We start from the raw sequence: 14612 nt of genomic DNA on the forward strand, positions 1-14612 counted from the left end.
ATAATTTTGAAAAAATGTGGAGATGAAAATTGAGCAAGTTGAACAAACTACATCCTGTGCAAATATTAGCACTTTTTTTTATAGTAGTTATTTTTTTAGGAGCAGTATTATTAAGTTTTCCAATTTCTAGTAGTTTAGGAGAGAGTACTAATTATTTAGATGCTTTGTTTACAGCAACATCTGCAGCTTCTGTTACAGGGCTTGTTGTTTTGGATACTGGCACTTATTGGAGTTCTTTTGGAAAGACGGTTATTCTCATACTTATTCAAATAGGTGGACTTGGAATAATGTCATTTACTACCTTTGGAGCGCTTAAATTTGGTAAAAAAATTTCTTTATCGACTAGTTTGCTTATTAAAGAAGCATTAAATTTTGATGGATTTCAAGGTCTTTCTTTAATAATGCGTTATGTGGTTAGTTTTACTATTATAGTTGAGTTTTTGGGAGCAGTATTATTAAGTTTTGTTTTTATTCCTCAATATGGATTTTCAGAAGGTTTATATATTAGTTTATTTACTTCAATATCTTCATTCTGTAATGCAGGATTTGATATATTTGGAAATTATGCTAGTCTTACTTCATATTTTAGCAATTCTTATGTTTTGATAATATGTATGATTTTAATAATTGTAGGTGGAATAGGATTTGGAGTTATAACAGAATTTATTACATATAGGCATACTAAAAAGATATCTATTACAACAAAAATTGTTTTAATAGTTACGGGCATTGTTATATTATTAGGAGCCGTGTTGTATTTTATTTTAGAATATAATAATCCTCTCACCTTTCAAAATATGAGTTTTTATGATAAAATACTGAATAGTTTTTTTGCATCGGTTTCTCCAAGGACGGCAGGTTTTAATTCTATAGATTTAGCGAATATGAGATCTGGATCCATATTTTTAACTTGTATACTTATGCTAATTGGAGGTTCTCCTGGTTCTACGGCAGGAGGAATAAAGACTACTACCGTTGGAGTAATTGTTCTTTCAGTTTATCATTATATAAGAAATCAAGATAAAACAATTGTTTTAAATAAGAAAATACCGTCAAGAATAATTAATAAAGCGTTTATATTAACTTTTTTGTCGTTGTTTTTTATAGGTGTATTTATTATTTTAGTTTCTATAACTCATCAGGATGCGTCATTTGAATCTGTAATGTTTGAAGTTTTTTCTGCTTTCAATACTGTTGGATTAAGTATTGGGTTAACTTCAAAACTGACTGAGGTGGGGAAAATACTCATTATGTTGGCAATGTATTTTGGAAGAGTTGGGACATTGACTTTATTATTTGCTTTTACTAATAAGATTGATAATAATAAAAAATGTATTAAGTATCCAGAAGCGCGCATTACGGTTGGATAACTTTTATATGAGGAGATGTTTTTTTGAGAAGAAGGCAATTTATAGTTATAGGAATGGGAAGATTCGGATTTAGTGTTGCAAAATGTCTTTATAAATCAGGATATGATGTTTTGGCAATAGATAGGGATATAGAAAAGATTGAGGAAATTTCTAGTGAAGTTACTCATGCTTTAGCGCTTGATGCTACAGATGAGAAGGCATTGTCTAGTGTTAATATTGAGGATTATGATACGGCTATTATTGCTATTGGAGGTAGTATACAAGAAAGTTTATTGGTTACTCTTTTAGTAAAAGAATTAGGTGTAAATGAAATTATTTGTAAAGGGCAAGGAGAATTACATGGAAAACTTTTAAAAAAAATTGGAGCGAGCAAAGTTATATTGCCTGAAAAAGAAATGGGATTAAGACTTGCAAATAATTTGAAATTTCAAAGTTTGTTTGATTATGTGGAAATATCTAAAGGTTCTTCCATTGCTGAATTTACTGCACCTAAAGAATGGATTAATAAGACAATAGGTGATATTGATATTAGAGCTAAGCACGATGTAACATTGATAGGTATTAAAAAGAATTGCAATTCTGAAATGGATGTAAATATAAATGCTGGTACGATTATAAAAGAACATGATTTACTTATACTTTTAGGTAGAGACGATAAACTATCTAAGCTTCAAAGTAAATTTACTTTTTTGAAAAAAGAGGATTAGCAAATTGAATTATGTTAGTAGTGTTGAAAATAAATTTTTTAAAGAAGTTTGCAGTTTGAAAAATAGAAAGTATAGATATTTAAATAAATGTTATTTAATAGAAGGAATAAGGTTTGTACAAGAAGCTGTAAAAAATAATTGCGATATAAGGTACATAATTGTAAGTGAATCTAAAAAAGATAGTTTAATTGAAAAGTTTAAATTAAATGATTTGAATTTAGAAGTAATTGTTTTTTCAGAAATGTTATTTTCTAAAGTTAAACAAACAGAAAATGCTCAAGGCATAATTGCTTGTTTAAATATGAAAGATACTTGTGAAAAATTTGATTTTTGTGAGGGAATATACTTTTTAATTGATAAAATTCAAGATCCAGGTAATTTAGGAACAATAATTAGAACTGCTGTTGCTGTTAATGCTTTAGGAGTTATAATTGTTAAAGGGACTGTGGATTTATATAATGATAAAGTTTTAAGAGCAACTATGGGTGCTATTTTTAAGATAAATATTTATTTCGTGGAAGAGTATTCATTTTTACATAAATTTTTAAATAATAATTTTAGGCTTATTGTAGCAGATTCATGTAGTAAAAATATTTGTTATAACAATGATTTAACAGGAAAAATAATTTTAGCAGTTGGAAACGAAGGTAATGGTATATCAGATGAGATTAAAAAAATTCCACATGTTGATATATGTATTCCTATGAGTAATGATCTTGAATCTTTAAATGTTGCTCAGGCGTTAAGTATAATTGCTTTTGAGTATGTAAGACAGAGTCAATTTGGATAAATTTTTAGAAGTAGATATTCCTTGATTTATATTTAAGTTAAGGAATTTTTTTAATTTTTTGTACTTTAAAATTTGCAGGAAAGGTTGAGAAGTGTGAAAGAAAAATTACATAATTTATTTAATCATGCTGTAGAACAGCTTAAAAATGTTAGTACTGTAGATGAATTTGAGGAATTGAGAATTAAGTATTTAGGCAAAAAGAGTGAACTTTCTCAAGTGCTTAAGGATTTAAAAAATTTTTCTCAAGAAGAGAGAGCTAGTATTGGTAAATTTGTAAATGAGATTAAGGGAAAAATGGAAAATATTTTTTCTGAGACTATAGAAAATATTAAAAATGTCGAAATGGAAAAAAAATTAAAAGAAGAAGTGTTGGATATTACCCTTCCAGGAAAAAAAATTAGATTAGGTCATAAAAATCCTATTCAAATTGTGTTAGATGAGATTCAAGATATATTTTTAAATATGGGATTTTCAATAGAAGAAGGTCCAGATATTGATACTGAATATTACAATTTTGAAGCTTTAAATATTTATAAAGATCATCCAGCTAGAAGTGAACAAGATACTTTTTATATAGATGATACACATGTTTTAAGAACTCATACATCTACGGTTCAAATAAGAACTATGGAAAATAAAAAGCCACCAATAAAAATAATTTCGCCTGGAAGAGTTTATAGATCAGATGCCTTAGATGCTACACATTCGCCGGTATTTTATCAAATGGAAGGGCTTGTGGTTGATAAAGATATAAATATGGCTCATTTAAAAGGTACACTTGAAAAGTTTATAAAAACTATGTTCGGTGATAATATAAAAACTAAATTTAGAGCTCATTATTTTCCTTTTACTGAACCATCTGCGGAAATGGATGTTAGTTGTTTTGTATGTAAAGGCAAGGGATGTTCAATTTGTAAAGGTAGTGGATATATTGAAATTTTAGGTTGTGGTATGGTTCATCCAGATGTACTTGAACGATGTGAAATTAATTCAGAGGAGTATAGAGGATTTGCTTTTGGATTTGGTATAGATAGAATGGTTATGCTTAAATATGGCATAGAAGATATAAGGCTTTTATATGAAAGTGATTTAAGGTTTTTATCACAATTTTAATTGGAGGGATATTTTTAAAATGAAAATTTCAATTGAGTGGCTTAAAGAATATTTTGATAAAAATTTAGATTTAAATGATTTGTGTGAAAAACTTACAATTAGTGGAACAAAGGTAGAAACAGTTGAATCAAATAAAATTCAAGTTACAAATGTTGTTACAGGACTTATAGAAGAAATTAAACCTCATCCAGATGCAGAAAAGTTAGTTGTATGTAATGTTAATGTTGGAGATAAAAATGTTCAAATAGTTACTGGTGCGAAAAATATGAAACAAGGAGACATTGTACCTGTAGCGTTGCATGGAGCTGTTTTAGCTGGAGGATTGAAAATTAAAAAAGGAAAATTACGAGGTGTAGAATCTCAAGGAATGATGTGTTCGGAAGAAGAATTGGGGATTGCAGACAAAGCGGATGGATTAATGATTATGGACAAGGATACACCAATTGGTGTTGATATAGTTGAGGTATTAAATACAGGTGATGAAATAATTGAATTTGAGATAACTTCTAATAGACCAGATTGTTTAGGTGTTTTAGGAATTGCAAGAGAGATAAAAACAATTTATGATATTGGCATGAAGGCAAGAGATACTAAGTTTGAAGTTGATAGAACTCAAAATATAAATGATATTTTGAGCGTTGAAGTAAAAAATAAAAATTGTAGAAGATATTCTGCTAGAATTATAAAAAATATAAAAATTTGTGAGTCACCTAAATTTATACAAAATAGATTGAAGAATTCTGGTATTAAGCCTATCAATAATATAGTTGATTTAACAAATTATGTCATGCTTGAATTAGGTCAGCCTATGCATGCTTTTGATTATGATAAGATTTCTGGGAAAAAATTAATTGTTGGAAGCTCAAAGGAAAATGAAAAATTCGTAATGCTTGATGAAGTTGAAAGAGAATTGAATGAATCAATGATTTGTATAAGAGATGATGAAAAAGTTTTGGCTTTGGCAGGAGTTATGGGAGGAAAGGATTCTAAAGTAACAGATGATACAAAAACTATTGTTTTAGAGAGTGCGAATTTTAATTTTGATATTATAAGAAAGACATCTAGGTTTTTAAATTTAAGAACAGAAAGTTCACTTAGATTTGAAAAAAATATAGATGATAATTTAGTAATAGATGCGTTAGACAGATTTTGTAGTTTGGTAACAGAATTTTCCTATGGAAATGTTATTGATGGAACTGTAGATATAGTTAATGAATCTTATAAACCTATTTCGTTAAACATCTCAAGTCAATATATAAACAATTTCTTAAAAACTTCTATAAGTGAGAATGAAATCATAAAAATTTTCACAAACTTAGGTATGGAGGTAATTCAAAATAATGAAAATTTTAATGTAAAGATTCCAACTTTTAGAAGAGATATTTTTATAAAACAAGATTTGGTTGAAGAAATTGCGAGAATTTATGGTTATGATAAAATTCCTTCTCTTGAACTTACTAGTGTATCTGCTGATATAGGGAAAAATAAAAGACAAAGATTTATTGATAAAATATTAAATGCCATGATTTCATTAGGATTTAATCAATCTATAAGTTATTCTTTTTATAGCCCAAAATTATTTGATAAATTGAATATAGATAAAGATTCTTTTATAAGAAATGCAATTAGTATTAAAAATCCATTGGGTGAAGATTATAGCATAATGAGAACAATTATGGTACCTTCAATGTTAGATGCGCTTTGTAGAAATTATTCTTATTCAAATAGTGAAGTATGTATTTTTGAAATAGGGAAGACTTACAATAAAGATCAAAATGATAATATTAAAGAAAATAATGTTTTAACTATTGGAATGTACGGAAAAGATTTTGATTATTTTTCAATTAAAGGTGTAGTTGAGTCGCTATTTGAAATGTTGGGAATAAGTTTTACTCTTGAGAGAGAAAATGAAAAATTTTATCATCCAGGAAAAGCTGCTAGAATTATGCTAGGAAAAAATAATTTAGGGAGATTTGGTTCTATACATCCATATGTTCTTAAAAATTATGATGTAGATATTGAATTTTTTGTAGGTGGAATTGATTTAGATAAACTTTTTGAATTGTATAAATGGGAAAAAAAATATAAACAAATTCCTAAATATCCAAGTGTTGGTTTTGATTTAAGTATAGTTATTGATGAAAATGTATTGGTTCAAGAGATTGAAAAAGTTATAAAATCTAAATCAGGGAATATTCTTGAAAAATTTGAGATTTTTGATGTGTATAAGGGACCACAAATACCTGAAGGGAAAAAAAGTGTTTCGTATAGTATAACATTTAGAGATAAATGTAAAACTTTAAATGATAATGAAGTAAACATTGTTGTACAAAAAATTCTTGAAGATCTTAAAAATAAGTTTGGAGCAGAACTTAGACAGTAGAAAGGATAGGTTGTAAAAATGAAATTATTATTATTTGATGCAAAACAGTATGATAAGGACTATTTTGATATTTATTCTGAAAATTCAGAAATAGAAATTAGTTATGTAGATGACAAACTTACTCCAGAAACTTCTTATATGGCAGAAGGTTATGATGGAGTATGTGTGTTTGTTAATGATATTGTAAATAGTGAAGTTATAGATAAGCTTTGTGAATTTGGTGTCAAAATTATAGTGTTAAGATGTGCTGGATATAATGGAGTAGATATAAAATATGCTAAAAATAAAATAACAGTTGTTAGAGTTCCAGCGTATTCACCAAATTCAATTGCTGAAATTTCAGCTGGAATGATGCTCTGTTTAACAAGAAAAATTCCTCAAGCAATTGAGAAAACTAAAAAATATAATTTTTCTTTAGAGGGATTAGTAGGATTTGATTTAGTAAATAAAACAGCTGGAGTAATTGGAACAGGGAAAATAGCACAACAATTTATAAAAATACTAGTAGGAATAGGTATGAATGTAATAGCTTATGATGTTTTTCCAAATAATGATGCAGCTAGAGAATTAGGTTTTAAGTATGTAGATTTGGATACTATCTATAGAGAAAGTGATATTATATCATTAAATTGTCCACTTACAAAAGATAATGCGCATATGATAAATGAAAATTCAATAAATAAAATGAAAGATGGAGCAATTATTATTAATACAGCTAGGGGAGGACTTATTGATACTAAAGCTTTGATTAAAGCTATAAAATCTAAAAAGATATATGGTGCAGCACTTGATGTATATGAAAATGAAAAGAATTATTTTTTCAATGACTGTTCAAAAGATGGAATTGATGATGAGGTTTTGAAAGAGTTGTTACAATTGGAAAATGTTATTGTATTCTCGCATCAAGCATATTTAACAAAAGAGGCATTGACAAGTATAGCTGTTGTTTCAATAAATAATATTAAAAGTTTCCTAAATGGAGAATTTTTAAAGAATGAAGTATTTTACGATGAGTTGCAAGATAAAATAGTTGATTTTAGATAATAATTTAGTTATTGCAGCAATAAAAACACTTTATTGCTGCGATTTTTTATACGATAATATAGTATGTAGTTATAATTTTAAAATAAGTATGAGGTGCAATTAATAATGTATTTCTTTAGAGATTTGAAAAAAATATTTTTTGTCATAATTTTAGTTTTTTTGCAAATTATTTTTGTTGTAAATTCGCAAGTAGTTTTTAGTTTAAATAATAGCAGACAATCAGTATCAAGATATTTTGAGGATAAATTTGAAATAACTGTTCCAGCACTTCCTACAGAATACGATAATTTATCATCAAATTTAGAAGACGTTAGTATTGAAATAAAAGATGGTAAAATAATAATAAGTGATTTAGTTCCAGATCAAGTTTATAATGATGTTAAAATAACTTTTAACGATAATCTTGGAAGAAAATATGAGCTGGAATTTGATAATGTTATAACTTCACAACCCGTTAAGCCTGATAATAAGTTTGTGTATGATGCCTATGGGAATGGTTTAGGACGTAAACCAGATCATTTAGGATTTAAATATTGGTATAATAGACTAGATAGCTTTGATATAACAGCAGTTGATTTTATAATGGAAATGGTTACTTCAGATGAATTTAATTCAGTATATAAAACTGCAGATGAAAAAATAAAAGCATTATATAAAACTATAGTTGGAAGGGAAGCAGAAGAGGAAGGATTTATTTATTGGATGCTTGAGTTTTCAATTTTAGTTGATGATATGGGATTAACAGATAGACAAGCTATATTGGAATTAGTAAAAAGAATGATAATGAGCGATGAATTTAAAGATTTAGTTGAAGAAGCTGGATTTTTATATATTAGAGAATAATGAAAAAACTCCTATACAAGTATAGGAGTTTTTTATTTAAAAAAGCTTTATTTTTAATTCATCACTTTCATTATCAAATAGATCTACAACTTTAATTGATACATTAATTGATTCATTAAAACTAATTGATGAATTTTTATCTACCTGTAAATATTCACCATCATTAATTTTGTATAAAATTTGCTTGACTGTATCGTGATTTTCTAAATTCAAATTTATTCTTATGATAGAATCATTTACAGATATTGAAGGTGTTGGTGGTCTATTTAACATGTCAGATAAAACATTTATTATGAAATTCGAACATTTTGTTAAATCGCTTGCGTTTGTTTCTGAAACAATTCTAACAAAATCTATATTATTTGAAGATATGTTTTTAAAATTATTTTTGTTTACAATTTCTGAAATATTAATAAAATTGAAAGAATTGTATTTTATAGAGTTTTCTAAAAATATTGAGAGTTTGTCTGTGCTGTCTAACTTAAGTAAATTTACTTTATTAAGTGTATTTTCAAATTGAATATCTATTATAGATAGTATGTTTAAATGTAAAATATCATTTATTGCATAATCTATTGAATTATTTAAATTTGATGAATTATTTATAAATAAAACAGATAGATGGTATTCTTTGTCAAAATACTCAAAAAGACGTAATATCTCAAACATCATTGATATGTTTTTTACGTTAAATTCATTATTGGAATTGAAATATGTCGTTGTTAAAAGAATAGTTTTTGTTTCTGAAGTTTGGTATTCAGATCTTTTTGTAAAAAGTAAGTTATTATCTTTTGTTCTTTGGTCGTGATTATAAATAATTTCTTCATTAAAACCAATATTATCTAGAGTATTTATAATTTTTTGATTTAGGCTTTCAATGAAATCTTTATTTGATTGAGAGTTTTCTTGTATTTTTTGTAATTCTGCAGAAGTAGTATTTATGTTTGAAATTTCAAAAGTGGTTTCATTAACCGTAAGATTTTTATTATTTTCGTTAATATCAACACTTATAGTGAAATTTTTGGTTGAGTTCATTTTTGAATAATAATTGTTTGATATTGTATGTTGTGAACATGATGTAAATGAAAAAAATATTAGAAATATAAATAAGCATAGTTTTAATTTCATGAAAAGTCCTCACAGTTTAAATTATTATTTTGTATTTGAATCATCAGAAATATTTTTTAAGTAATCAAATTTTGTATTTATTGAATCTAATAGAGAATTTTTAGTATCATTATTTAGATTTTTTATGTTTATATTATTTGCATCTAAAATTTTTTTGATTTCAGTTAATTCAGTATCAATTTTTTTTAAATTTAATTCGTCGCACGATTTATTAAAATCTTTTAAAGATTTATTTATGTTATTCATATTTGGGGAAATTTTATTGAATATTGAAGTTAAATTTGAAAAATTATTGTTATCCATTCTAATCCTTTCCACAAAATACTTATATCTCAAATTATACAAGACCTATTAATTGTTTTCAAATATGGTTATAAAGGACATTTTTTAAAATAAAAAATAATAAAATAAAAAGTAATAGTTTTGTTGGGAGGTTTGGGTGAATAGTAATAAGATTAAATTACTTAATTTTATTTTATTTTTAGATTTTGTTATATATATTTTTTCAAATTTGATTATTTTTAAATATAGTCCGTCTACTGCATATTCAATATTTACATTGTGTATAAGAGATATAATTATTTTTTTGTTTTCAATAGTTTTATACACATATTTTTGTAATTCTAAAATAAGTTCCATAATATTGTTTCCAAAAATAAACAATAAAATTATTAAAAATTCGATAATTATAGGTTTATCATTTTATTTTGTGGCAAATGGGATAAATTTAATTTTTACGCACATATTTAAGTTTACATTAAAAAATACAGTATACCTAAATAGTATCTATGATGTCTATGATCTGGGGATAGGATTTATTTTTTATATTGTAATTTATACAATTTTTGTTGAGATATTTTTTAGAGGAATTTTAAATGATGCTTATAAATTTTTATCATATAAAATTAAACTTGTATTAACTTCATTTATTTTTGCAATATTTTTCTTTGGATTGTCACAATTTTTTTATGGATTTATTTTAGCAATATTATTGATGAGTTTTTTTAATAAAGTAGGCAATATAGGACCTGTAATAATTGCAAGTAGTGTTGTAAATGTTCTTAACTATGTTGTTAAATTAATCGGAAAAAATGTTATGAGTACTGGTGTTGGGAGAATGATTACGGTTCTGTCTAAAGGAGATATATTTACAGATTTTTTATTTCCGTTAATTATAATTCTTTTAGGGTTAATTATTTATTCAATTTTTGAAGATAAAATAAAAGTTAAGAATAATGGAGATTCAAAAAAATTATCTAATGTAACAGAACTTACTTTTAATATGGGAGTCAGAAATATAGTTGATATATATTTTATATTGTTTTTAGTGTTCTCTATTTTTATATTGTTTGTTAGTTATGTATTTTTAGGATAGCGTATAAATTTTTGTAACACTTTAGATTGATGTGAGTATATTAAAATACGAGAAGATTAAAGGAGAATATGATTTTATGTTCAAAAACAGACTTAGAAATTACGGATTATGGGTATCAATTGCAGCACTTGTTCCTCTTTTATTATCTGCTTTTGGAGTAAAAATTGTTGATGAACAAAAGTATATGGAATTAATTAATGCGGTATTGGCAATATTGGTTGGTTTAGGATTAATTAATAATCCTGATACACAAAATAGATGGTTTAAAGATGATAAAGTAGAAGATGTTAAGAAGATCGAAGAAAAAGAAAGTGTTTAAAATAGATAATTAGTGGTGGGTATTAACCCATCACTTTTATTTTTGTATAATAAATTTTTAAATTTGAAAGAATAACTATATAATTTTATAGATGGAGATAAAATGAGTAATAAAATAATAATTAAACATATATTATTTATATTTATTTGTTTTAGTAGTTTGTTTTTGGTTAATACTCAGGTTTATGCAAATGATACATGTATACATAAACTTGAATTTGTAGATAAATTAGAAAAACATTGGTGGGGATATAGACGGTATGTAAGTAATGAGCAAATTTTGAAATTTTCTAGTCAATTTGATTCTATGGCTGCAGAATTCAGTTTTTTTGGAGGATTATCATTTCCGATTGGATTTTTAAATCCTTTAGCGGGTATTTTAATTAGTGGTATTTTGGAATTATCATCGTCGTATTGTTGGTTATTATCTACATATATGGTAAAAATAAATAAAGGAAATGGAGTAATCATTGATTTTAGTAATGGATTTATATTTAAGATAAAGGCAATATAAAAGCTATGATTTTTTATAATCATAGCTTTTTATTTTATAAGTTTAACATTGAATTCATGTCGTATATTTTAGGTTCTTTTCCATGTAAATATAATGCAGCTTTTAATGCTCCTTGAGCAAAAACATCACGAGATAAAGCTGTGTGTTTTAATTCTATTATTTCGTTATTTCCTGCAAATATAACTTCATGTTCTCCAATTATGTTACCAGCACGGATTGCATGAACACCAATTTCTTTTGCTTCTCTTTTTTTCTCCCCTAATCTTCCGTGATTAAAGATTACTTCTTCATTAAAATTTTGTTTTACAAAATCTTGAATAGTGTTCATTAACATTATTGCAGTTCCACTTGGTGAGTCAAGTTTCTGATTATGATGTTTTTCTGTAATTTCTATATCATAATCTTTATATAATGCTTGCAATCCTTTTTGAATAAGAATTTGAAGAACATTTATTCCAATACTCATGTTGTATGACATAAATATTGGAATTTCTTTACTTGCATTTTTAATTTTTTCAAGTTGTTCTTTGGTATGACCAGTTGTACAAAGTACAATTCCAATTTTATTTTTTATGGCATAATCTAAAAGTTCGTCTAAAGAATTTGGATGAGAAAAATCAATTATTACATCAACATCTTCTTTTACATCATTAATATTTTGATAAGTTGGAGTTGTAGAATTTTTTGTTACTACATTATCAACTCCACATGAAATTTTTAAATTATCATAGTTAAGACTTAAATTTTCAATAGTCTTTCCCATTCGTCCATTGATACCGTTTAAAAGTATTTTTATCATTTTTTCCTCCAGAAGTTTTGTAAAATTATTTAGAATTATATTAGATTAATTTTTCTCATTTCATTTTTCAAAATATCTAGATTTTTTTCCTCCATATCTACAAGAGGTAGTCTTAAGTTTCCAACGTTTTTGCCAATAAGATTTAATGCAGTTTTTATTGGAATAGGATTTGTTTCGATAAATAAAGAATTTATGAAATCTAGATATTTTAATTGTAATTCTAGAGCTTCGTTTGTTTTTCCATTTATATAGTGGTGAGTCATATCATGTATAACTTTAGGTAAAATGTTAGCAGCAACAGAAATTGTTCCTTTTGCACCTATACTCATTAAAGCTACAATTTGATCATCATTTCCAGAATATAAATCGATTTGAGGGCAAAGTTTTCTATATAGGATTGCTTGGCTAATGTTTCCTGATGCTTCTTTAATTGAAGTTATATTTTTTAAAGTTGATAAATTTAAAAGGTCTTCAGGAGTTATATTCATTCCAGTTCTTGATGGAACATTGTAAGCCATAATTGGTAAATTTACTTGGTCATTTATTATTTTAAAATGTTCGTATAATCCTTTTTTTGAAGTTTTATTGTAGTAAGGAGTTATAACTAAGAGAGCATCAGCACCTACTTCTTTTGAAAATTTGGATAGTTCAAGTGTTTTAAGTGTATTATTTGTACCAACACCAGCAACTACAGGAATTCTTTTGTTAATAATTTCAACAGTTGTTTGAATAGCTTTCTTCTTTTCTTCATCTGTCATTGTAGAGCCTTCTCCAGTAGTTCCACAAATTACTATAGCATCTGTATTATTTTCAACATGCCAATTTAAAAGCTCTTCTAGTTTTTTAAAATCTATACCATTTTCATTAAATGGAGTAACAACAGCAACTCCAGATCCAATAAATAAACTCATTTTTTTTATCTCCTTTTATTTTCAATAATATATTCTGCAATTTGAATTGCATTAAGAGCTGCACCTTTTAAAATATTGTCAGCTACAACCCATATGTTTATTGAATTGGTGCAAGATTCATCAATTCTAACACGACCAACATATACTTCATCTTTTCCAGAAATGTATTTTGGCATTGGGTATGTATTAGTTTGAATATCATCCATTAAAATAAGACCTTTAGAATTTTTAAGTTCATTCAAAATACCATCGAGAGTTACAGAATTTTCAAATTCAATGTTAATACTTTCACTATGAGAATTTTCTACAGGAACTCTTACGCAGGTTGCAGTAATTTTTAGAGAATTGTCTTTTAAAATTTTTTTTGTTTCATTAATCATTTTCATTTCTTCTTTTGTGTAACCATTATCTAAAAACACATCAATTTGAGGAATTAAATTTCCTTTTATTAGATATTGAAATTTATTTAAGTTATTTTCATCATCTACATTTAGATCTTTAACTCCATAATTTCCAGCACCTGAAACAGCTTGATATGTTGAGTAAATTATTCTTTTAATTTTAAATTTATCATGTAGAGGTTTTAGTGCAACAACAGCTTGTATTGTTGAGCAATTTGGATTTGCAATTATTCTATTATTATTTAAAGCATCTTCACCATTTACTTCGGGAACTATTAGAGGAATATTTGGATCCATTCTAAAAGCACTAGAGTTATCAATTACGATAGCATTTTTTTTAGCAAATATAGGAGAAAATTTTAGACTAGTATCTCCACCAGCAGAGAAAAACGCAAAATCTATATCCTCTCTAATATTTTCTTCAATTAATTCGATTACTTCAAATTCTTTATTTTTAAAATTTAATTTTAAACCGGCAGATTTTTTAGAAGCATAAAGATAAAGATTGTTTATGGGAAAATTTCTTTTTTCTAAAACTTCAAGGAATGTTCTTCCAACTTTTCCAGTTGCTCCTACAATAGCCACATTATATTTCATAAAATAACCTCCAAGTTGTAAAGTACAAATATTATTATATATAAATGAATTTAATAAGAATAGTATAAAAATTAATAATTTCTTATTTATTTTTTATGGTTAAGTATATTTAGTCGGGGGATGGTTAGAATATCATTATATAAATATATACTTTTTTACTTAAGAGGTGATTTATTATAGGTAATAGTAATTCTTTAAAGCGTATTATAAAACAAAAATTGAAATCAAATAAAAAATTAACAGAGTTGGAGCAACTTAGAGAAAATTTAAAGTATGAAATTGCAGAAGAACTTGGATTAAAAGAAAAGGTAGATAAGTA

The 14612-nt window shown here is 25.9% G+C and carries 15 protein-coding genes; 10 read left to right on the forward strand and 5 right to left on the reverse strand.

Annotation, left to right across the window (positions count from 1 at the left end; translation table 11 throughout):
- The first annotated feature begins 29 nt into the window (after positions 1–29).
- The 7 genes from A6P36_RS04760 (at position 30) to A6P36_RS04790 (ending at position 8250) form a co-directional block, all read left to right on the forward strand.
- On the forward strand, positions 30–1370 hold the full coding sequence (locus A6P36_RS04760) for a TrkH family potassium uptake protein (RefSeq protein ID WP_066761472.1): 1341 nt from the start codon (positions 30–32) through the stop codon (positions 1368–1370).
- Between the two features lie 23 nt (positions 1371–1393).
- Entirely contained in the window at positions 1394–2077 is a 684-nt protein-coding gene (locus A6P36_RS04765) for a potassium channel family protein (protein WP_066761473.1), read from the forward strand.
- 4 nt (positions 2078–2081) lie between these two features.
- A complete protein-coding gene (locus A6P36_RS04770) occupies positions 2082–2867 on the forward strand; it encodes a TrmH family RNA methyltransferase (RefSeq protein WP_066761474.1) in 786 nt (261 codons plus the stop codon).
- Positions 2868–2960: 93 nt separating this feature from the next.
- On the forward strand, positions 2961–3980 hold the full coding sequence (gene pheS, locus A6P36_RS04775; protein WP_066761475.1) for a phenylalanine--tRNA ligase subunit alpha: 1020 nt from the start codon (positions 2961–2963) through the stop codon (positions 3978–3980).
- Between the two features lie 19 nt (positions 3981–3999).
- The gene (gene pheT, locus A6P36_RS04780) at positions 4000–6363 is read left to right on the forward strand and encodes a phenylalanine--tRNA ligase subunit beta (protein WP_066761476.1); all 2364 of its coding nucleotides are present in this window, start codon (positions 4000–4002) and stop codon (positions 6361–6363) included.
- 18 nt (positions 6364–6381) lie between these two features.
- On the forward strand, positions 6382–7407 hold the full coding sequence (locus A6P36_RS04785; protein ID WP_066761477.1) for a 2-hydroxyacid dehydrogenase: 1026 nt from the start codon (positions 6382–6384) through the stop codon (positions 7405–7407).
- A 105-nt stretch (positions 7408–7512) separates the two neighbouring features.
- Positions 7513–8250 carry a DUF4214 domain-containing protein gene (locus tag A6P36_RS04790; RefSeq protein ID WP_066761479.1) on the forward strand — a complete coding sequence of 246 codons (738 nt, stop codon included), beginning with the start codon at positions 7513–7515 and terminating at the stop codon, positions 8248–8250.
- 36 nt (positions 8251–8286) lie between these two features.
- On the opposite strand, the gene A6P36_RS04795 is transcribed toward A6P36_RS04790, so the two are convergent.
- Both A6P36_RS04795 and A6P36_RS04800 read right to left on the reverse strand, forming a co-directional pair.
- Positions 8287–9378 (reverse strand): glucosamine-6-phosphate deaminase, encoded by a 1092-nt coding sequence (locus A6P36_RS04795; RefSeq protein ID WP_066761480.1) that lies wholly within the window; start codon positions 9376–9378, stop codon positions 8287–8289.
- Positions 9379–9402: 24 nt separating this feature from the next.
- Positions 9403–9681 carry a hypothetical protein gene (locus A6P36_RS04800; RefSeq protein WP_066761481.1) on the reverse strand — a complete coding sequence of 93 codons (279 nt, stop codon included), beginning with the start codon at positions 9679–9681 and terminating at the stop codon, positions 9403–9405.
- 136 nt (positions 9682–9817) lie between these two features.
- Between A6P36_RS04800 and A6P36_RS04805 the strand changes: the two genes are divergently transcribed.
- The 3 genes from A6P36_RS04805 to A6P36_RS04815 all read left to right on the forward strand — a co-directional run bounded on the left by A6P36_RS04805 (position 9818) and on the right by A6P36_RS04815 (position 11585).
- Positions 9818–10753, forward strand: coding sequence for a CPBP family glutamic-type intramembrane protease (locus A6P36_RS04805; RefSeq protein WP_066761482.1), 936 nt, complete (start codon positions 9818–9820; stop codon positions 10751–10753).
- A gap of 76 nt (positions 10754–10829) precedes the next feature.
- Positions 10830–11072: a phage holin gene (locus A6P36_RS04810; protein WP_066761483.1), complete on the forward strand. Its 243-nt coding sequence runs from the start codon at positions 10830–10832 to the stop codon at positions 11070–11072.
- Between the two features lie 102 nt (positions 11073–11174).
- A complete protein-coding gene (locus A6P36_RS04815; RefSeq protein WP_066761484.1) occupies positions 11175–11585 on the forward strand; it encodes a hypothetical protein in 411 nt (136 codons plus the stop codon).
- Positions 11586–11619: 34 nt separating this feature from the next.
- On the opposite strand, the gene dapB is transcribed toward A6P36_RS04815, so the two are convergent.
- The 3 genes from dapB to A6P36_RS04830 are packed head-to-tail and all read right to left on the reverse strand — an operon-like array spanning position 11620 to position 14293.
- Entirely contained in the window at positions 11620–12384 is a 765-nt protein-coding gene (gene dapB / locus A6P36_RS04820) for a 4-hydroxy-tetrahydrodipicolinate reductase (protein WP_066761486.1), read from the reverse strand.
- 35 nt (positions 12385–12419) lie between these two features.
- The gene (dapA, locus tag A6P36_RS04825; RefSeq protein WP_066761488.1) at positions 12420–13295 is read right to left on the reverse strand and encodes a 4-hydroxy-tetrahydrodipicolinate synthase; all 876 of its coding nucleotides are present in this window, start codon (positions 13293–13295) and stop codon (positions 12420–12422) included.
- 5 nt (positions 13296–13300) lie between these two features.
- A complete protein-coding gene (locus A6P36_RS04830) occupies positions 13301–14293 on the reverse strand; it encodes an aspartate-semialdehyde dehydrogenase (RefSeq protein ID WP_066761490.1) in 993 nt (330 codons plus the stop codon).
- Positions 14294–14612: the final 319 nt, after the last annotated feature.

The organism is Candidatus Arthromitus sp. SFB-turkey, from assembly GCF_001655775.1.
GTDB lineage: Bacteria > Bacillota > Clostridia > Clostridiales > Clostridiaceae > Dwaynesavagella > Dwaynesavagella gallinarum.